Source organism: Photobacterium lipolyticum, assembly GCF_003026475.1.
In the GTDB taxonomy this organism is placed as follows: Bacteria; Pseudomonadota; Gammaproteobacteria; order Enterobacterales; family Vibrionaceae; genus Photobacterium; species Photobacterium lipolyticum.
The window spans coordinates 247,568-266,286 of the sequence record NZ_PYMC01000003.1; the positions used below are offsets into that span (position 1 = coordinate 247,568).

Sequence of the window (18,719 nt, forward strand, 5' to 3'; positions counted from 1 at the left end):
TCTTAAACAAGTTGATCGTATAGTTAATTACCAATGCAAACGAGTGCATTGAATGGTCAAAGCAACAGTAGTTATGTTTCTCTTAAGGACTAATATGGAAACATCAGTTGAAGCCTCAAAAAAAGAAAATGTCGTGTTTGATTACACATCGTTTTTGTCTGCATCCTGTAAGCATAAGATAACGTTTATTGATGCATTGAAAGCCCTGCTGCCTGCTTTAGAGATATCATGGACATCGTCTCTGCCCATTGGTTTAACTGAATCTGAAAAACTCCAGATGCAGGCGCTTAAAGTGCTATCTACCAATATTAGCGATGCAAATAACATGATCCGTTTACTGCGTCTGGCCCGTTCTGAACATATAGATAACCTCCTTATTAGATTGCCTTACTCTCTGGATGAAGAGCAGTTGGCTTTAATTGAGGAGAAATCAGATTGCAGAATTAGTTTTGTCGCAGAGAATGGGGAAGCACTTAACGTCTGCATTTTGTGAGATGAGTAAGCCAAAAATTATCCCGGGTGGTATTAGATGTTTGTTGTGTTCAGAAAGAGAAAAGCCAGTATATTTACTGGCTTTTTTTATAGGTTATCAGTTATAAGATGCCTTGCCATAACATGCCAACCGCGAGACAGGCTGCAACAGTTAACAGACTGGCTGCGGCTTTTTCTTTGCCGACAAAAATCTTAACGCCTTGCTCACGCTTCGCCTTGCTGTAGAAGTACAACCCAGGCAGGTAGAGTAGCGCTGAGAGCAGAAGATAGTTGAGGCCTGAGGCATAAAGTAGCCATAATCCATAAAGGCTGGCGCAGCTGCCGATAAACAGCAGCGAACCGCGGTTATTCGTTTCAATGGCCAGACGTAGGGTGTAAGCACCAACCAAGAAGTAGGGAACCAATATCATTTCTGAGGCGACAGCGAGAAGTGTGTCGTAGGTTCCGCCAGCAAACATAACAAAAAACAGTGAAACCTGAATACAGCAGCTGGTCAGCAAAAGGGCTTTTACCGGACTACCTGCTTCATTCTGTCGTGTGTAGCTTTTCGGGAACATGTTGTCTTTAGCTGCTAAGTAGGGAGCCTCTGAAGCCAGTACGGTCCAACTGAGAAAAGCACCACAAACAGAGATCAACAAGCCACAACCGATAATGATCCCTCCCCAAGGGCCCAGTATGTGGGTTAGTACCTGAGCCATGGAAGGGTTCTGGTAGGTTGCAAGCTCTTCAGTGCTAATCACCCCCATAGAGAGTAGCGTTACCAGTACATAAATAGAGAGCGCAGTTAACAGCCCAAGAATGGTTGCACGGCCAATGTCTTTACGGTGCCTTGCGCGGCTGGAAACTACTACAGCCCCTTCTATACCAATGAACACCCACACGGTGATCAGCATGGTACTTTTGACTTGCGACAGTAAACTGTGTTGTTCACCAAAGTGGAGGCCGGTGAAATCCCACACGAAGGTGTCCCACTTAAATGCGATTAACGCACATAAGATGAACATGATCAAAGGGATAAGTTTGGCTATAGTTGTAACCATATTGATCACAGCGGCTGTTTGTACACCACGTAACACTAATGCGTGTACCAACCATAATAAAACTGAAGAGCCGGCAACAGCAAGCCAGGTATTTCCTTCGCCGAATAACACCATATCAGGTTGGTCGAAAAACATACCTAGCGTGCTGAAAACAATGACTAGATAAGAAACATTGGCCAGCATAGCGCTGAGCCAGTACCCCCAGGCAGAGCAAAAACCGATAAAATCCCCAAACCCAGCTTGCGCATAGCCAAAGACACCACTTTCAATTTCGGGTTTTAGTTGCGAGAGGTGTTGAAAGGCCAGGGCGAGAAAGATCATTCCGAGACCCGTGATACCCCAGCCAATCATTACAGCTGCAGGACTGGCGACGGCCGCCATATTCTGTGGAAGACTAAAGACTCCAGCGCCGATCATTGAGCCAATTACCAGTGCGGTCATCGCACCTAATCCAAGCTTATTATCCAAAATAAAAACCAAGTTTTAAAAACTAGAGGCTGGTAATAATAAGGCATTTTATGGTGCGTTTTCGCGTTATATCACGAATTGTGTGATGTCTATCGGCTCTATGATAGGTAATTCCGCTGATAATTGCTGTAGATCAAGAAAGCCGACAGTGAATTGATTGCAAGGGGTTGGGTATATAGATATTAGTGAAATGTCAGATTGCGGCTTGCTTCTCGGTTGATGACAAAAGCTAATGACAGGCCTTGTTCTGCTGCCTGTCGAATAGATTCTGTCTCGAAATCCTCAATATCACCCGTTGCAATGACTGCACTGCAGTTCCCGGTAATAAGAGCTTTAGTCATTAGGACCTGATCGGTAAGTGATTTTTTATTATTTAAGACCAGTACTTTGTTTAGAGCAATACCGGCACTAATTAGTAGATTTTTATCGATAAGTGCGTCATCGCCAATGAACATAATCCAGCGATTTTGCTGACTAGCTTGCTTTAGTAAACGCAGGAAGTAGGCAAGTTGTGTCTGCTTTTCGTCTGAAAAACAAACTTCAATAGGGCATTTAACCGACTGGTAATGAGGCATTGCTGAGTCAGTAGTAAAGGTCGATTTATACGCCTGCGAAGCAGTAACCGATTGTAAGCGATTAAATAATGCTGTCATTGATCCGTCATCCCCATCCAGTGGTTATACACACATACTGTATGTGTATACAGTAGTTTTATTTGGGCACGTATGCAAGTTTTTTGTGTCAGTTCCAATCTCATGTGAGACTTTTTTCGGCTAAACGAGACTGAGCTTCTATTTTTATCATGTTGTTTTTAATTACTTTATTGCTTTGTGGTGATGTTGGTAAAAATCAACTCGCCCAGTGTAGGGAGCCTGGGGGGATTGGGTTTTGATTAAGATATTTGAGTTGCTTCACGATCGGGAGGTAACTGGGGTATACAGTGTTTTTTGTTTTTTCTGTGCTGGAAGGGAAAGTAGGTAGGAGTTAGAAGACGTTTTGATTCCGGTATTGCCATCTATGTAGAAGCTAATCAGCAGGTGGAATTCTCCAGCTGCTGATGGTTGTGCTGTTCTAGGCTGCTGTGGCGTTAACACATTGCGGTGATTCGACAAGGAATTGTCTCAACAACCTTTCACATTGTTTTTGGTTCATGTAACCCGGTACCGGGTAGGTGCCATGGGCCTCTGCTAATGCACGCTTGGCAATCAACGGAATATCACTGGCTTGTAGCTCCGGAAAGCTGGCTGGAATATTCAGCTGTTGATTTAGCTTAATAACAGCATCAATAAATGCTTCACCGTCACTAAGGCCGATAACTGTTGCCAGCTCATTCATGCGCTTCACGCAATGCGGCTGTAAGAAACGCAATATCATAGGGAGCAGAACCGCGTTCGCCTGTCCATGCGGAATGTGATACATCCCCCCGAGTTGGTGTGCGATCGCGTGGACATAGCCAACGAATGCACGGGTAAACGCACAACCGGCCTCATAAGAGGCGATAGCCATTTGCTCGCGTGCCTCAAGATCTTCGCCATTTTCATAAGCTTTCGGCAGGTAGGCGAAAATTTTCTCAATTGCCTGCTTGGCATAGTTATCGCTCAGCGGGGTGTTGTATGTGCCGATATAAGCTTCTATAGCGTGGGTCAGGGCATCCATTCCGGTTGCCGCGGTCATATTTTGCGGTAGCCCTGTCATCAGTTTGGGATCAATAATAGCGAAGTCAGGCAATAACACTGGATCTATGACGGCGAATTTTTGCCGTGCAACGGGGTCGGAAATGACGGCGGCGACGGTAGCTTCCGAGCCAGTACCTGCTGTGGTGGGGATGGCTAAAAATGGTGGAAGTTTTCTTCTGATTTTCAGTTTTCCGGCCAGGGATCTAACTGGTCGGTCTCTGACAACTTTAGCTCCGATGACTTTGGCACAGTCGATAGGGGAGCCGCCTCCAAGGGCGATAAGGGCGTCGCAATTATGTTTTTTATAGAAATCAACACCGTTTACTACCGTAGCGATAGTCGGATCGGGCGTAACCTGATTGAAAATGGCATAGTCGATGTTTTTGGCCTGTAGCGATTCACAAAGAGGGACGGTCATCCCCATTGAGCTCACTCTACCTGTCACTATCATGACTTTCTTGGCTCCGGCTGACGACATTAATTCGCCTGCCTTCGATATACTGTTTACCCCTACTTCGACATGTGGAAAAGGGATGGTGATTAATTTGTTGAGCTGCTTGTTTACACCTATAACGGTTTTGTATAAAAACATATTAAAATCCTTTTAAACATATGTTTGAATTATAGGGGCTGCGGCTGTAACAATATTAGACTTGATTCATATTTATAAGTATTGGCTGAAACTATATATGTTATAAAACCAGGCTATCCTGAGCTTGCCGAGTACATTTAAGTATCGGTATCGACACAGATTGAGTAACAAACCTTATCCATCAATGTTCACTTGCGAAGCCGATGAATCACACTCTCCTTGAAGCCATTCGATAAATGCCGCGATACGAGGACGATGCTCTTGACCATTTAGGCAAATAAGATCGTAGCCTCGCCCAGAATATACATTCTCGAATGGCGCAATCAACTCACCGCTTTTTAGGCTTTTGGTAACCAGCGACTCTCTTGCCATAGCTATCCCCATACCGTTTTTAGCGGCAATCATCGCCATATCCGAGTGGTTAAAAATATATGTTCGTTCCAAGACGTTGAGTGTGTTCAGTGAGTCGTCAGACTGACTTTTTAGCCATAATTGCCACTCTCGGTTTGGTTCGCTCGCTTCCAATGATTCTGAACAATGGATGAAGGTAGCTTGCTTGAGCTTACTGCCCATGTCTGGCGTTTGATGACTTTGATCTCCGAAGAGTTTTTGATAGTAAGAGTTACTGCAAACTGGTGTGATCGTCTCATCAAACAACCTGCGGCTATAAAACTCTGGATGGTTCCCTTCACTGTAATAGATGGCGAGATCGACCGGCTCGTGTTGGAAATCCAAACGACTTGCCTTAACGCGAAGCTTTACATTGAGATTGGGATACAACTCTTGAAACTTCGGTAGTCGTGGAAGTAACCAGCTTTGAGCAAAAGTTGGGGCAGCACCAATGTACAATTCACCTCTTAGCTCATTAAATCTGATGTCCTCTATTTCAGAGAAAATTACATCAAAAGATTGATTTAGCGCTTGCAGTAAACGATCGCCTTCCGCAGTCAGCTCTAAGCGTCGAGTCATACGGACAAACAACGTAAATCCTAGTTGCTCTTCCAAAGATTTGATTCGCTGACTGACGGCCCCTTGCGTAATAAACAGCTCTTCAGCTGCCATGGTAAAGCTCAAAAATTTAGCAGCCACACTAAATGTATACATGTTCGCCAGTAACAGTTGTTTGCGATCCATCGGTTATTTCTCACTCATGCATTAGTACGTCTAATACATACCATATTTTATTTGGTTTGTTCAGGATGAATACAAAGGTTTTAATTAATTTATCTTGTCTATAGTGAGAAATAAAATGATGAAACAAGGTCTGAAAATTACCATTATTGGCGCGGGTTCAAGTTACACTCCTGAACTGATCGAAGGTCTAATCAATCGCAAACATGAATTGCCGATCCGTGAGCTTTGGCTCGTGGATATCGACGAAGGCAAAGAAAAAGTTAACATCATCGGTGACTTAACCCGTCGCATGCTGACGAAAAATGGTCTGGATGACGTCGAAGTGCATATCAGCCTTGACCGCATTCCGGCATTGCAAGGAGCAGATTTTGTTTGCTCTCAATTCCGTGCAGGCTGCTTGGAAAGTCGTATACGTGATGAACGTATTTCTTTGAAATATGGAATGATTGGTCAAGAAACGAATGGCTTAGGTGGATTTGCTAACGCGTGTCGCACCATTCCTATCGCACTTGAAATTTGTAAGGAAATGGAAGAGTACTGTCCTGAAGCGTGGCTTCTCAACTTTACCAATCCGTCAGGTATGGTAACTGAAGCCATCCTTAAATACACCAATGTTAAAGCCGTTGGCCTGTGTAATGTCCCGGTGATCATGCAAAAAGGTGTTTCACAAATGCTGGGCGCAGATGAAAAAGATATCGTTCTTCAAGTTGCTGGCCTTAACCACTTGATTTGGGCTCGCCAAATTCTGCATGAGGGTAAAGATAAGCTACAAGAGGTCGTTGAAAAGATTTTGTCTGGCAACGACCCTTTAGTGCCACAAAACATTCCTCCGTTCGAATGGCCGCCTGAGCTGCTCAGAAATATGGGCATGATCCCTTGTGCTTATTTGCGTTACTACTACACAAGTCAAGACATCATGGAGCAGGAGCTTGAAGAGGCAAAAGGTGAAGGCACACGTGGTGAGGTAGTTAAGGCGATGGAAAAACGCCTATTTGATATCTACCGCAACCCAGAGCTCAGCGATAAGCCAAAAGAGCTTGAGAAACGCGGCGGTCAATACTATTCGGAAGCCGCTTGTGAGCTGATGAGCTCTATCTTTAACGACAAACGCACTATCATGCATGTCAACACTCGCAACAATGGTGCGATTGCTGGGCTACCCGAAGATTGTGCTGTAGAAATGAGTTGTATGATCACTAAGTCAGGTCCGCTACCCCTCAACGTCGCACCTTTTCCAACAGATACACTGCGCTTGATTCAACTAATGAAAGAGTTTGAGTCTCTGACTGTCGAGGCCGCGGTAACAGGCAATCGAAACGCTGCACACAAAGCGCTGATCCTAAACCCTCTTGTGACAACCGGGACAATTCTCGAGCAAGCGCTGGAAGAAACCATTCAAGAGAACTTGGATTTTATGCCACAGTTTAGATAACGGCTATTCAATCCAGCTATTGTCAAAAAAGATGGCCGATGACCTAATGCTAATCTGTTAAGGTTAAAATGATCGGTTGAACGATCCTTCTGCCCAGTTATAAAGGCTCTAAGTTTTTTTACTTAGGGCCTTTTTGTTGTTTGCCCAGCAAAGCTGGCCACCCCGTCCACTTGAAAGAAAGTGGAGTCATCCTTTGTATTGATATGCTCTAGGGTGGCAAATAAAGCCCTAAAATGGTTTGTCAGTTTGTGGTTGGGTGCTGAATAGATCAGTGGTTGCTGCTGATAGTGTGATTCTTTCATTTTAATTGACTGCGGTAAGTAAGGTTCAAGTACGGGCAGTCCCAAATCTTTAAGATCGGCAATGATTTTCGTTGGGAATTTTGCCTGTGCGTTGAACATGTTGACGATCACGCCTTCCACTTCCAGTGTTGGATTATGATCTTCTTTTAGTTCCGCTAAATTATTCAGCAAAGTAATGAGCGCTTGCTGTGAAAAGCTATCGCAGTCGAAAGGGACGAGTAGTCGCTGGGCTGCAATTAATGCGGTCTTACTATAGAAGTTAAGATTTGGTGGTGTATCGAGGTAAATGCGATCATACTTTTTATCCAGTTCATCGAGCGCATCACGTAATTTGTAAATTTTATAGCGTCGCTCAAGTTCGGCTTCAATCTTTTCGAGTTTGGGGCTGGAAGGAATAATATCGAGATTGGCAAATGCTGTAGGTTGGGGGAAGTCTATGATCGGAGTCGTTACCGTGAACCAACCAACGGTTTGGTTTAATAAATCAGCAACGGTTCGTTTATTATCGGTATTGATATCACAGTCAAGGTAGTGACTACTGTTTCCTTGTACATCCAAGTCAATAAGTAACGTCTTATATCCCTGTGCAGCACTCAGAGCGGCAAGGTTCGTTGTAATACTGGATTTACCGACTCCACCTTTTTGATTAAAGACCACCCTGCGCATTATTCATTCCTTTGATTTATCCTACTAGTTACAATACGTTACATCAGTGTGAATAGAGTGGCAATGTTTGTTTTATTTAATGACCGATGGGAAAGGCGGAGAATCAGCAAAGAGAAACTGATTCTCCCTGGGGGGATAGAGTTTAATACCTGATCCAATAACCATTGGAAACGCCGAGCTTTTCTCTCAGAGAGAAATATTTGACCTGTTTTTTGTAATACCAGTGATGTCAGCGGCGATCTTCGGGTCTATATTCAGGTAAACCAAATCTTGAGAAAACCACGCTAATTTTATAATTAACGTGGCCAATATATAAATATGCGTATTGGGGTTCTTACCGAAGGATGCTAAAAGTAATTAAAGCATCATCACTTGAGCAACCAACAATAAAGAGCCAAAACCAAGTAAGAAAATAACGATAGGAAGCACGAATTTCACCCACTTGTTAAATGGAATATCAAGCATTTGTAGAGTGACTAATACCAATCCTGTTGGGGCTAAAAATAGCATGGCATACTGCCCCCAGTTATATGCAGATACAACAATATCACGAGGTATATTTACCGTATCGGCTAATGGAGCCATGATTGGCATCGATAGTACTGCCAGGCCTGATGAAGATGGAACGACTAATCCAAGAAGGAAGAAGACAAACATTTGAGAAACAGCAAAGACACTGCCATGCATGCCTGAAACCAAATCAGATGCATAAGCTAAGATGGTGTCTGAAATCATACCTTGTTCAAGAACGATATTGACCCCACGAGCCATACCTATAATTAATGATACCGCGACTAATTCAGATGCCCCTTGAGTAAAGGCTTCAACAGCTTCTTTTTCCTTAAGTCCAGAGATAAATATAATTATGATAGCAATAGATAGAAAAGATGCTGCCATTTGAGGAAACCACCATCCCCCCATTGAAACACCCCAAATCATCATGGGAAACGCTATGGCAAATAATGATAAAATTATTTTACGACGTAGGGTGAAGGGTACTTTTTCTGCCAGATCTTTACCTTTCAAAAAACGCTCTTTAAACGATTCCCTGTCAGAATAGGTATACGAAAATGAAGGGTCAGCTTTGATTTTTTTACAATACCAATACAAATAGCTTATAACCGTCGTCGTGCCAACAACTAAGCCAAAAGTCCTAACGCCTAAGCCTTCCGTAAAGGAAATACCCGCAGCATTAGATGCAATCACTACCGAGAATGGGTTAATCGTTGAGAACGCAGTACCTATTGATGCGGCAAGGAATATTGCACCAACACAAACGATAGAATCGAAACCAAGAGCTAGAAAAATAGGAACAAGAATAGGGTAAAAAGCAACAGCTTCTTCTTCTAAACCACAGGTTGTCCCTCCTAATGCCATGACGATACAAACTGACGCTACAAATAAGAATTCACGCCCTTTTGTTTTTTCTGATAAAGTTATCAGTCCAGCGTTAAATGCTCCTGTTTTATTGATAACACCAATCATGCCTCCTAAAATCAAGATGAAAACAATAATGTCTGCACCTTCTATAGTACCTTCAACCATGCTTACAGCCACATCTCCTAATCCTTTTGGAGATTGCTCCAGCTGATGATAAGTATCCGGTATCGCTATCGGCTTACGGATTGTGCCGTTGACGAACTGATCTATACCTATATTGATATCAAGTTTTTTTAGTTCAGCTTGAGTTGCGGCCACGGTTGTTATATCCCCAAAAGGGCTGACAACCTGTAAGGTATTTTCATCTGAGTTATAGGATAGTTTTGAGTATGAGCCAGCAGGAACAATCCATGTAAGGCCAATTGCTACTATCATAATTATAAATAATATTGTGAAAGCGGTTGGAAATTGAATTGTTTTTTTTAACTCTTTAGCGATGAGCATAATACATCCCCTGAGGTTCTTATTTGGTGCGGAAAAATATTTATTAAGTACCAATAAAATATTACGATATTAAATAAAATTATGTCGGTGATGTCGCAAATGTCGAGCATGAAATATTATTCAAATAACGAAGGTGTTTGGGTCATAAAATGAATATTTTCGAGCCGGCCTCTTGTTGGTAAATATCAATATTATGGTATCTACAACTAACGGCCTTAGGTTTCGTTCTTATCGGAATAATCTTGCTCATAGCAGGTAAACTTAAACCAAAATTCGTCTTTTCATTCACCTAGATCAAATGAGCACTTTGGCAAAGTAATTATTATTCAACTATAGTTCTTGGTATGAATTTTCTTCGTTAATACAGGGGCTTGATATGTCTGAACACCATACTTATAAAAAACTAGAAATGGTTGGTACGTCTAAATTCAGTATCGAAGATGCCATCAGCAACGCCATTGATGAATGTCATAAGACCATTAAAAACATGGAATGGTTTGAAGTCGTTGAAACTCGTGGCCATATTGTTGATGGTAAGGTCGGTCACTTTCAGGTGGTTATTAAAATAGGCTTTAAAATAGAGAATAGTTAACCGTAACTTAAGTTAATTAATTGTTTTTATGGTGTTTTTCATCTTTTTGATTGTATTTTAATACTCGGTATTATGAGTTTGTTAGGAGAGACTTATGGCTGGTAATCCGTCTAATCAGTACCTTAAAATCAAACAAAGGCATCCAGGTTTTTTAGATGCAGTTGAATCACTTGGCAAGGCAGTTAAACAGGAAGGGCCGTTAGATGAGAAAACGGCGCAGCTTATTCAGTTGGCTGCGGCAGCGGCAATCCGCTCGGAAGGTGCAGTCCACAGCCATACCAGAAGAGCACTTGAAGCAGGAGCCAGCATCGATGAAATTCGCCATGTCCTTATTCTTCTGACCAGTACCCTGGGCTTTCCTTGCGTGATGGCAGCGCTTAGCTGGGCTGATGAGACGTTAGAAGCCAGCATGCCAACCGAAGCCGGTTCAGAGTGGGAAGTGTGAGGAAGAACCTTAAGCAGTGAAAAACGGTATATCCAAACCGCTGCATCTTGAAGTGGTTTGGGTATATAACATGAAAAAACCCGCGTTAAAGGCGGGTTTCTTGATTCTCTACAAAACAGACAGGAGTATGAAAAGCGCGTCGAGAGTTAGCTCTTACAGGGTTCTGCTTCTCTCTCGTTGACCACGCTGCAAGCCCAGAAACTTACGTGGTTGCTACTCTTTCCCCTCATCTCACAAGACCTATTGGCAGAAAGATACGCTTTTCATTAACCAGTATAGTTCAGCGTCATCAACCGTCCAGCGATCAGAACCAAATATTTTGCCTCCTCAATGAAAACCGCTAAGGGCATGATTGCATATCGAAATGTATTTATTGAAGTATTAAGCGGTGAAGAAATCAGCGCTTATTATGCGCAACACTTGCCAAAAATTCAGTTCATGATATTTTCACTCCACAATTTATTTTTTGGATTCATTATCATGCCAAAGGCAAGTGAAATAAAAAAATTTGCAGCCATCGAACATAACGGAAAGGTGTTGCTTGTTAAAGAAATCAGCAAACTGACCCCCAGTGGCCGTGCCGGAGCTAGTCTGTACAGAATGCGTCTTTATGATGTTGCAACCGGTGCAAAAGTTGATGAGAGCTTCAAAGCCGATGAGATGATCAACCTTGCTGACTTTAGTCGCCACCAAGTGACTTTTTCATACATTGATGGTGATGAGTATGTCTTCATGGATAGCGAAGATTACACCCCTTATAATTTCAGTAAAGAGTCGATTTCAGAAGAGCTACTTTTCATCACCGAAGAGACAAAAGGCCTGCAAGTACTGACCGTTGACGGCTCTCCTGTTGCTATCGAACTGCCTGCTACTGTTGAATTGGTGATTGTTGAAACCGATCCTTCAATTAAAGGTGCATCTGCAAGTGCTCGTACTAAGCCTGCGATCCTTTCTACAGGCCTGACAGTTCAAGTTCCTGAATACATTGCAAACGGTGAAAAGATTAAGATCAACACCGCTGAACATAAATTCATGAGCCGTGCTGATTCAAAGTAATCGAAGTCCATTAGTTTGAATTAGGTTTCGTGATTATGGTGCCTCAAATCAGGTTATGTATTGGCTTGGGGCACCTTATGGCAACCGGTAAGCATCATGAAGAATGAGATGGCTTACCTTATCCGATTCTATGCGTGTAATTGAGATAAGAAGCTAACTGTTGTGCTTTCTCTTTATCGAAGCCAATTGCACGAGCAAAAATACGTTACGTTCACTTCCAAAGATATCAACGTCTTTAATAATGGTGATACCCCATGAGCGATCAATCTATATTCATCACTCTTCTGACCATTGAATTGGTGATCCCCCATGCACAATCGCTTAAGGAGAAGCGCAGTGAGGTACGGGGGCTAAAGGATCGCATCAGCAATAAATTCAACGCCTCTGTGGCCGAGGTGGGATTCAAAGACAAATGGCAACGTGCCGTTCTGGCGGTTTGCCTTGTGGGCAGCGACAAACGCCAGTTGGAGTTAAATACAGCCCGGATCCGGACCCTTTGTGAAGAAACCGCTGATATCGAGATCGCGGCTATTGTTCAGGAATGGCTGTAATTCGCGACGCACTGCCACCGTTGATAGCCGATCATCAGAGCTGATTTTGCCGCTAATGGGGATAAAAACCGAAAGAGAACTTTCGGCTTTTCCATTGATACTTATTTATTCTCGGATGAGTGATAATAGTTATTTTGGTAGGCCAGACTGCCCCACAGGGCATTGGCTTTCGCCATTTTTATCATGTCCTGAGGCATCTTACGGTCAAGTAACTCTGTGGTGGCTTCATCGTAGGAGAATCCTTGAGCGGGTTTATCCGGCTGAAAAATAACAACATCATTATTACTATCCATCCAGGCAAAGTTCTTATAAAACTGCATCATGGCTCTTTGCTTGGTACTATCAACATTTTTTGTCATATCGTGACCAATCATTGGGTTAACGCTATTAATCCCAATGAGAGACAGCAATGTCGGCGCAAGATCGATCTGGCTGGCTAAGCGCGAATCCTGCCTTTCGGAAACACCTTCACCGACAATCACCGCTGGAATATGAAAATGATCAATCGGCACGAGTTGGTTTCCATAAGCTCGGGAGTCATGGTCAGCTACCACCACAAAAATGGTGTCATCCCAATAAGAGGATGATTTTGCCTGTTTGAAAAACTCACCAAGAGCGTAATCCGAATACTTCGCCGCATTTTCACGAGTTTGCTTCGGTTCGTTATATGGCGTAATGCGACCATCAGGATAATCAAACGGGCTATGGTTAGACGATGTAAAGACCAGGCTGAAAAATGGCCGCTTCCGAGCACTCAGCTCAGAAAACTGCTCATGGGCCTTTTGATATAAATCTTCATCTGATGCCCCCCAGGAACCAACAAACGCCGGTTTTGTAAAGGTAGGGAAGTCTTGCATGTCGGTAAAACCATTCCCTAAGAAAAAGCTCTTCATATTGTCAAAGTGACTTTCTCCGCCATAGATAAATTGAGTGTGGTATCCCTTACTTTTCAGTAGGTCGGCAACAGTAAAGAAACCACTTTGGCTTTTACCCAGCTTGACCACTGAGCGCGCAGGGGTTGGCGAGAAACCGGTCACAACCGCTTCAATACCTCGGACTGAGCGTGTGCCCGTTGCATACATACGGGTAAAATTCCAGCCTTCCTGCATCAATCCATCGAGGTTAGGCGTTAACGGCATTCCCCCTAATGCCCCGACATATCTCGCCCCGAGGCTTTCTTGCAGAAGAATAACCAGATTCTTAGGCTTACCTTGATACGTCGCGGCATGATAGGCCATGGTTGGAGCCGAGTCAGACGTAAAATCTGTACTCGATCTCCCTGTCGATTCCCGAACCAAATCGATGATCTCACGGGTATCCATATCGCCGTAACATTTGGAGGCATTGTCCTCGCCGTCCATTTGCTTTGCAGCAAACAACAGGGAGTACGATGAATTAAGTACCAGATCATTGACTAACGGATCGGTAGAAAAGGCCACCATCGCCGGATTGAGCGGTCGGTGTCCAAGTGTCGACCTAGCGCCCATCAATCCAGCCAAAACGACAAACACAGCCAGAATCGGTCGCCAGTACCAACGTGGGAAAGTTAAACCTGTCACTAAGTGACGGGTGAATTTCCAGCCCCAATACAGAGTTGCCGTGCTCACTGTGGCGCCAATAAACAACTCGGGTTTGTATCCACTCCATAACATCCCTAAGACTTCTTTCGGGTAGATCAGGTATTCAATAAAGAGTCGATTGGGACGGACGTCATATTCCATAATGAAAGAAGGCGTTGCGAGTTCCATGTAGACCACAAGCCATAAACCGAAAACAATCCAGACCCGTAAAATCAATAACCAACTTCTACCGATAAAGCCGTTACCTGCAAGCAGACAAGTCAGCAGGGCGGGCAATACAAGCAGATAGCTTATGGATGAAATATCAATCCGTAAGCCAGAAAATAGTATGGTTAACCAGCCATTTGCTTCGCTGACACGCTCGCCATGCCACATACTCAACCCTACGCGAGAGAGCATCAGAATGAAAAGGCAGACTAAAAACGTCATGCAGAGAGGGTAGAGAATACCCAAACGCCTTTTAACAACATCTGTCATTTGTAACTTCCTGATTAATTAACTATGTTTTCACACGGCAAAGTTAGAAAACAAGACATACACCCACGTGGATATTGCCATTGAGAGAGTCAGCAGCACCGCGGCTGATCCCATATCTTTCGCTTGCCCTGACAATTCATGCTTTTCTTTCCCGATCCTATCGACAACAGCTTCTATGGCGGAATTAAGTAATTCGACGACAATAACCGCGATGATTGAACCGATCAGTAGTAACTTCTCTAATCCGCCTACAGGTAAAGCGAGAGCCAGAGGAGTCAGCACACAGAAAGACACCAACTCTTGCCTGAATGCCGCCTCGCAACGCCAGGCTGCACGCAAACCTAACCATGAATATTTAGTGGCATAGATAAGCCGAACAAATCCTTTTTGACTAGGTTTCACAAAAAAACTCATTTGTAAGAAAAAATAGGTGTAATAAGTAGCATGTTTTGCGTGAAAAAAAAGTCAAACTGCCTTGAATACAATTTCAACCGTCAGCATTCATACCCAAATTCCTCAAGATGCTGGATCACTCCCGAAGGGCGAGCTTTCGAGGCATCTCATGCTGCGTTGCTGATTTTTGATGTAGAGCGCTATATCTGCAAATCAGCGCCTGACCTTGCGTCTGGGAATTCTCGCTGAAACGAGCATCTTGAGCTAACTTGGGTATATTCATAAAAATGCTGATCAGCAGTCGTTATTAAAAGTCGCAAGACTGACCATGTTCGTTATTGGTATTTTTTCAATAGGTATCGCAGTGTTAAATACCAGTGCGATCATTACTTTGCTTATGTTCTCATTCAGTCTTAGAGCGGGTGGAACATTAGTTCCATATTTGATGGGACATTTCTATCCTAGAGGAAGCAAGCAGGGAACCTGGGTATCTCTATTATTAGGTACTTTTGGTATTTTAGCCGTCAAATATGAATGGGTAGATTTTTCGGCTTGAATGGAATATTCCTTGGGTTGCTCTTAAGTGTGACCGGCTATCTGATTGCCAGCCATCTTTTCCCTAATCAAAATATGTCAGTAGTACTAGCGGAAGAAGATGTGGCAGAAGGTGAAACCAATCTTGAACAAGCAACGCAAGAGGGAATAGCTATAGCAACCAAGGACTAATCACAAACAATTACGGCTCAGTTGAGTTGAGCCGTAATCCCTCCCGATAAACCAAGCCTATAAGACCTCCCGGTTTTCTTTGGATTTCGTAAAGCCCCAAATTATTTCAATCTAAAGCTTAGCCCGGAGGCCAATGCATAGTGCGTCCACCCAATAGGTGAAGGTGAATATGAAACACAGCCTGGCCACCCTGACGGTTGCAGTTCCATACCAGCCGGTAGCCGTCGTCAGCGAGTGCCAGATCTTTTGCCAGTTGTGTCGCGGTCAGCACCATATGGCTGATAAGCGCACTCTTATCAATGTCCAGCTGGTTAATCGTGTCGATGTGTTGGCGTGGAATGATCAGTATATGTGTCGGAGCCTGCGGATCATTATCTGGGAAGGCGACGATCTGATCGTCTTCATAAACCAGGTTCGCCGGGATTTCTTTGTTAGCGATTTTGCAGAAAATACAGTCCATTGGGATCCTCGCTCAGTCTTGAATCATTAAACTATAGTTATTAATAATATCAATCGGGATAATTCACTATAACCCTGAATACTAAGCATAACCGTTTAATCCCTTTTTCACGAAGTTCTGAAATATAAAGTATTGTTGATATAGGGACGAACCAATTACCTTTACCTTGAGGGAGTGACCAGCAATGACCACAGCCTTTATTACCCACGGGGATTACCTGCTGCATGAAATGGGAGCGGATCATCCGGAATGTCCCGAACGGCTGGGGGCCATTACTCAATACCTGGCGTCTTCTGAGCTGGGCAATCGGTTGAAATGGTTGGCTGCACAGCCGGTGTCTGAGAAGCTGCTGGAGAAGGTGCATCCAGTTGAATATATTCGCTGGCTCGACAGCCTGCAACCGGAGAAAGGGTTGGCTTATGCCGATCCAGACACCGCACTTAATCCCCATACTATGCATGCCGCCCGCTTGGCTGCTGGTGCAGTGACCATGGCGACAGAGATGGTACTTGGTGGTGAGATAAACAATGCGTTCTGTGCGGTACGGCCGCCGGGGCACCATGCTGAAAGAAGCATTGCCATGGGGTTTTGTTTTTTTAACAATATTGCTCTGGGAGTAGAGCAGGCACTGAGCCATAGCGATATCGAACGGGTTGCTATACTTGATTTTGATGTGCACCATTGTAATGGTACTGTCGATATGTTCCAGAATCGCCCCGAGGTGCTGGTGTGCTCGACTTTTCAGCACCCTTTTTTCCCCCACCGCTATTATGATATTCAGCGACCCAACATTATTAATTCCCCGCTACCTGCCGGTACCACTGGCAGCGAGTTTCGCCGCACAGTCGAACGGGACTGGCTGCCAGCCTTGCACTACCACCAGCCGCAAATGATATTTGTCTCTGCCGGTTTCGATGCCCACAAAGCTGATCCGCTGGGGCAACTTCTGCTCGATGAGGGTGACTACCGCTGGGTAACCAATCTTATCGTTGAGGCCGCCGCTTGCTTCGCCGGCGGCAGGATCGTCTCGGTACTGGAAGGCGGCTATGATTTGGAGGCACTGGCTCACAGTGTTCATACCCACCTGGAAGGTTTGGCTAGCGGGTAACGTTTTTGAGGATCAGATAACAAAAAAATCCAGCAACATGAAGTTGCTGGATAGGGTTGGGGACACTTTAATTTTGTGCCAGTTTCTCTTCTAGTGCAGCACCGGTCATCATGGTAAATTCAGAGCTAAAGCTTGCAAACATCATCCACAGTGAATAGAACTGGGGAGTTTTAACTTGAGTGCCACGATTGCACTTATTCTATGAATTCAGCTTATAGCAATTGAAGAACTACTCAGCTGTAATCAAATGCCTATTATACTTGTGGAGGTGTACCTTCACAGTTAGAAACAACAGCATCAATTTGTACTAAAGCATCCATAGGGATAGCTGAAACGCCAACTACTGTTCTTGCAGGAAGATCGCCTTTAAAGAAGGTAGTGTAAACTTCGTTTACAGCATCAATGTCTGCGATATTTTTAAGTTGAATATTGATTTTAACGGTATCGTCCATCACATGGTCAACACTTTCAATAATTGCCTTAATATTGTTTAGACATTGTTCCGCTTGCGCTTTTACGTCACCAGCAACTAATTTATTTGTTTTCGGGTCTAAAGGTAATTGACCAGAAACATGGTTGTAGTGAGAGAAAGCGACAGTGTGTGAGTATGACGCTTTTGGTGCATTTTCCGTATTGTTTGCTTCAATAACCAGTAAACGCGTATCTTCAGGAAGCTGTGGTGGTGTACCATCACCGTGTGATACAGATGTATCAATTTGTACCAAAGCGCCCATTGGTAGAGCCGCAGCGCTAACAACTGTGCGTGCAGGAACATAGCTTGGGAAGAATTTTGCACAAACTTCGTTTACAACTTCAGCATCCGAGATATCTTTAAGGAAGATAGTTGTTTTAACAACATCATCCATAACGTGGTCGATACTTTCTAAAATTGCTTTGATGTTGTTTAAGCACTGTTCAGTCTGCTCTTTAATACCACCAACTACCAACTCACCCGTTTTTGGTTCGACAGGTAATTGAGACGCAAGGTTATTGTAATGAGAAAAAGCGACCGTTTGTGAGTATAGACCTTTGGGTGCATTTTCTGTATTTCTTGAAACTTTAATTAGGGCGCAAGGGGCTTGTGGAGTTGTACCTTCACCGTTTGAAATAAGTGCATCAATTTGTACTAGAGCATCACTCATAGGTAAAGCTGCAACAGCAACAACCGTACGCGTAGGAAGAGCATCTTGGAAGAAAGTTGTATAAACTTCGTCTATCGCGTCAATATCTGAGATATTTTTAACGAAGATATTTAGTTTAACAACGTCGTCCATAACGTGGTCGATACTTTCTACAATTGCTTTAATATTGTCTAAACACTGTTTTGCCTGGTCTTTTACACAACCAACGACAATTTCCCCCGTTTTAGGGTCTACGGGTAACTGAGCTGAAATATTATTATAATGAGAAAAAGCTACAGTTTGTGTAGATACTGAACTTTTTGGTGCATTTTCAGTGTTTCTTGAAAGCTTTATGATATCGCCACTCATATCGATATTTATCCTTATATAGTAAGTGATTAATTACGGGACTTTAAAAAATATTTTTTTTACTTAAGAAAAAAACTTGAACTAGGCTTGCTGACGTCACTCTGAATCCTGCATTTTGAAGTAGTGTGGGTATAGAGTAAGGCGCCACGGTTCTG

19 protein-coding genes are annotated in these 18,719 nt (G+C 43.5%); 9 read left to right on the plus strand and 10 right to left on the minus strand.

Translation table 11 applies throughout. The features are described 5' to 3' along the window. The first annotated feature begins 94 nt into the window (after positions 1-94). The gene (locus tag C9I89_RS06340) at positions 95-493 is read left to right on the plus strand and encodes a hypothetical protein (protein ID WP_107282506.1); all 399 of its coding nucleotides are present in this window, start codon (positions 95-97) and stop codon (positions 491-493) included. Between the two features lie 100 nt (positions 494-593). Here the strand turns inward: C9I89_RS06340 and C9I89_RS06345 are convergent, their stop codons facing one another. The 4 genes from C9I89_RS06345 to C9I89_RS06360 form a co-directional block, all read right to left on the minus strand. Continuing rightward, entirely contained in the window at positions 594-2,000 is a 1,407-nt protein-coding gene (locus tag C9I89_RS06345; protein ID WP_107282507.1) for a basic amino acid/polyamine antiporter, read from the minus strand. A gap of 182 nt (positions 2,001-2,182) precedes the next feature. Next, positions 2,183-2,653, minus strand: a complete 471-nt coding sequence (locus C9I89_RS06350; protein ID WP_107282508.1) for a cell division inhibitor SulA — start codon at positions 2,651-2,653, stop codon at positions 2,183-2,185. Between the two features lie 418 nt (positions 2,654-3,071). After that, positions 3,072-4,268: an iron-containing alcohol dehydrogenase gene (locus tag C9I89_RS06355; protein WP_107282509.1), complete on the minus strand. Its 1,197-nt coding sequence runs from the start codon at positions 4,266-4,268 to the stop codon at positions 3,072-3,074. Positions 4,269-4,442: 174 nt separating this feature from the next. Continuing rightward, positions 4,443-5,402: a LysR substrate-binding domain-containing protein gene (locus tag C9I89_RS06360; RefSeq protein WP_107282510.1), complete on the minus strand. Its 960-nt coding sequence runs from the start codon at positions 5,400-5,402 to the stop codon at positions 4,443-4,445. Positions 5,403-5,520: 118 nt separating this feature from the next. On the opposite strand from C9I89_RS06360, the gene C9I89_RS06365 reads away from it, so the two are divergent. Then, entirely contained in the window at positions 5,521-6,834 is a 1,314-nt protein-coding gene (locus tag C9I89_RS06365; RefSeq protein ID WP_107282725.1) for a 6-phospho-beta-glucosidase, read from the plus strand. A gap of 122 nt (positions 6,835-6,956) precedes the next feature. On the opposite strand, the gene C9I89_RS06370 is transcribed toward C9I89_RS06365, so the two are convergent. Together C9I89_RS06370 and C9I89_RS06375 are read right to left on the minus strand one after the other, a co-directional pair. Then, positions 6,957-7,802 (minus strand): ParA family protein, encoded by an 846-nt coding sequence (locus C9I89_RS06370; RefSeq protein ID WP_107282511.1) that lies wholly within the window; start codon positions 7,800-7,802, stop codon positions 6,957-6,959. Positions 7,803-8,159: 357 nt separating this feature from the next. Then, positions 8,160-9,686, minus strand: coding sequence for a YfcC family protein (locus tag C9I89_RS06375; RefSeq protein WP_107282512.1), 1,527 nt, complete (start codon positions 9,684-9,686; stop codon positions 8,160-8,162). Positions 9,687-10,062: 376 nt separating this feature from the next. On the opposite strand from C9I89_RS06375, the gene C9I89_RS06380 reads away from it, so the two are divergent. The 4 genes from C9I89_RS06380 (at position 10,063) to C9I89_RS06395 (ending at position 12,330) form a co-directional block, all read left to right on the plus strand. Beyond that, complete coding sequence (locus C9I89_RS06380; protein ID WP_107282513.1) at positions 10,063-10,278, plus strand: dodecin; 216 nt, start codon at positions 10,063-10,065, stop codon at positions 10,276-10,278. Between the two features lie 94 nt (positions 10,279-10,372). Further along, on the plus strand, positions 10,373-10,723 hold the full coding sequence (locus C9I89_RS06385) for a carboxymuconolactone decarboxylase family protein (protein WP_107282514.1): 351 nt from the start codon (positions 10,373-10,375) through the stop codon (positions 10,721-10,723). Between the two features lie 480 nt (positions 10,724-11,203). After that, positions 11,204-11,779 (plus strand): elongation factor P-like protein EfpL, encoded by a 576-nt coding sequence (efpL, locus tag C9I89_RS06390; RefSeq protein ID WP_107282726.1) that lies wholly within the window; start codon positions 11,204-11,206, stop codon positions 11,777-11,779. A 254-nt stretch (positions 11,780-12,033) separates the two neighbouring features. Then, positions 12,034-12,330: a DUF503 domain-containing protein gene (locus C9I89_RS06395; protein ID WP_107282515.1), complete on the plus strand. Its 297-nt coding sequence runs from the start codon at positions 12,034-12,036 to the stop codon at positions 12,328-12,330. 101 nt (positions 12,331-12,431) lie between these two features. Here the strand turns inward: C9I89_RS06395 and C9I89_RS06400 are convergent, their stop codons facing one another. After that, positions 12,432-14,387, minus strand: a complete 1,956-nt coding sequence (locus C9I89_RS06400; RefSeq protein WP_107282516.1) for an LTA synthase family protein — start codon at positions 14,385-14,387, stop codon at positions 12,432-12,434. A 30-nt stretch (positions 14,388-14,417) separates the two neighbouring features. Beyond that, complete coding sequence (locus tag C9I89_RS06405) at positions 14,418-14,789, minus strand: diacylglycerol kinase (protein ID WP_107282517.1); 372 nt, start codon at positions 14,787-14,789, stop codon at positions 14,418-14,420. A 319-nt stretch (positions 14,790-15,108) separates the two neighbouring features. Here C9I89_RS06405 and C9I89_RS22325 point away from each other — a divergent pair, with 319 nt between their 5' ends. Together C9I89_RS22325 and C9I89_RS22435 are read left to right on the plus strand one after the other, a co-directional pair. Further along, positions 15,109-15,336, plus strand: coding sequence for a hypothetical protein (locus C9I89_RS22325; RefSeq protein WP_146155049.1), 228 nt, complete (start codon positions 15,109-15,111; stop codon positions 15,334-15,336). Continuing rightward, complete coding sequence (locus C9I89_RS22435; RefSeq protein ID WP_170107637.1) at positions 15,333-15,506, plus strand: hypothetical protein; 174 nt, start codon at positions 15,333-15,335, stop codon at positions 15,504-15,506. The genes C9I89_RS22325 and C9I89_RS22435 overlap by 4 nt, the downstream gene beginning before the upstream one ends. 118 nt (positions 15,507-15,624) lie before the next feature. Here the strand turns inward: C9I89_RS22435 and C9I89_RS06415 are convergent, their stop codons facing one another. Then, on the minus strand, positions 15,625-15,966 hold the full coding sequence (locus C9I89_RS06415; protein ID WP_107282519.1) for a histidine triad nucleotide-binding protein: 342 nt from the start codon (positions 15,964-15,966) through the stop codon (positions 15,625-15,627). Positions 15,967-16,150: 184 nt separating this feature from the next. On the opposite strand from C9I89_RS06415, the gene C9I89_RS06420 reads away from it, so the two are divergent. Then, a complete protein-coding gene (locus C9I89_RS06420) occupies positions 16,151-17,074 on the plus strand; it encodes a histone deacetylase family protein (RefSeq protein WP_107282520.1) in 924 nt (307 codons plus the stop codon). A 254-nt stretch (positions 17,075-17,328) separates the two neighbouring features. Here the strand turns inward: C9I89_RS06420 and C9I89_RS06425 are convergent, their stop codons facing one another. Then, positions 17,329-18,564 (minus strand): RidA family protein, encoded by a 1,236-nt coding sequence (locus C9I89_RS06425; protein ID WP_107282521.1) that lies wholly within the window; start codon positions 18,562-18,564, stop codon positions 17,329-17,331. Between the last annotated feature and the right edge of the window lie 155 nt (positions 18,565-18,719).

Coding starts and splice junctions, on each gene's coding strand:
- C9I89_RS06340 (WP_107282506.1), top strand. CDS start 95: ATGGAAACATCAGTTGAAGCCTCAAAAAAAGAAAATGTCGTGTTTGAT.
- C9I89_RS06350 (WP_107282508.1), bottom strand. CDS start 2,653: ATGACAGCATTATTTAATCGCTTACAATCGGTTACTGCTTCGCAGGCG.
- C9I89_RS06355 (WP_107282509.1), bottom strand. CDS start 4,268: ATGTTTTTATACAAAACCGTTATAGGTGTAAACAAGCAGCTCAACAAA.
- C9I89_RS06360 (WP_107282510.1), bottom strand. CDS start 5,402: ATGGATCGCAAACAACTGTTACTGGCGAACATGTATACATTTAGTGTG.
- C9I89_RS06365 (WP_107282725.1), top strand. CDS start 5,521: ATGAAACAAGGTCTGAAAATTACCATTATTGGCGCGGGTTCAAGTTAC.
- C9I89_RS06370 (WP_107282511.1), bottom strand. CDS start 7,802: ATGCGCAGGGTGGTCTTTAATCAAAAAGGTGGAGTCGGTAAATCCAGT.
- C9I89_RS06375 (WP_107282512.1), bottom strand. CDS start 9,686: ATGCTCATCGCTAAAGAGTTAAAAAAAACAATTCAATTTCCAACCGCT.
- C9I89_RS06380 (WP_107282513.1), top strand. CDS start 10,063: ATGTCTGAACACCATACTTATAAAAAACTAGAAATGGTTGGTACGTCT.
- C9I89_RS06385 (WP_107282514.1), top strand. CDS start 10,373: ATGGCTGGTAATCCGTCTAATCAGTACCTTAAAATCAAACAAAGGCAT.
- efpL (WP_107282726.1), top strand. CDS start 11,204: ATGCCAAAGGCAAGTGAAATAAAAAAATTTGCAGCCATCGAACATAAC.
- C9I89_RS06395 (WP_107282515.1), top strand. CDS start 12,034: ATGAGCGATCAATCTATATTCATCACTCTTCTGACCATTGAATTGGTG.
- C9I89_RS06400 (WP_107282516.1), bottom strand. CDS start 14,387: ATGACAGATGTTGTTAAAAGGCGTTTGGGTATTCTCTACCCTCTCTGC.
- C9I89_RS22325 (WP_146155049.1), top strand. CDS start 15,109: ATGTTCGTTATTGGTATTTTTTCAATAGGTATCGCAGTGTTAAATACC.
- C9I89_RS06415 (WP_107282519.1), bottom strand. CDS start 15,966: ATGGACTGTATTTTCTGCAAAATCGCTAACAAAGAAATCCCGGCGAAC.
- C9I89_RS06420 (WP_107282520.1), top strand. CDS start 16,151: ATGACCACAGCCTTTATTACCCACGGGGATTACCTGCTGCATGAAATG.
- C9I89_RS06425 (WP_107282521.1), bottom strand. CDS start 18,564: ATGAGTGGCGATATCATAAAGCTTTCAAGAAACACTGAAAATGCACCA.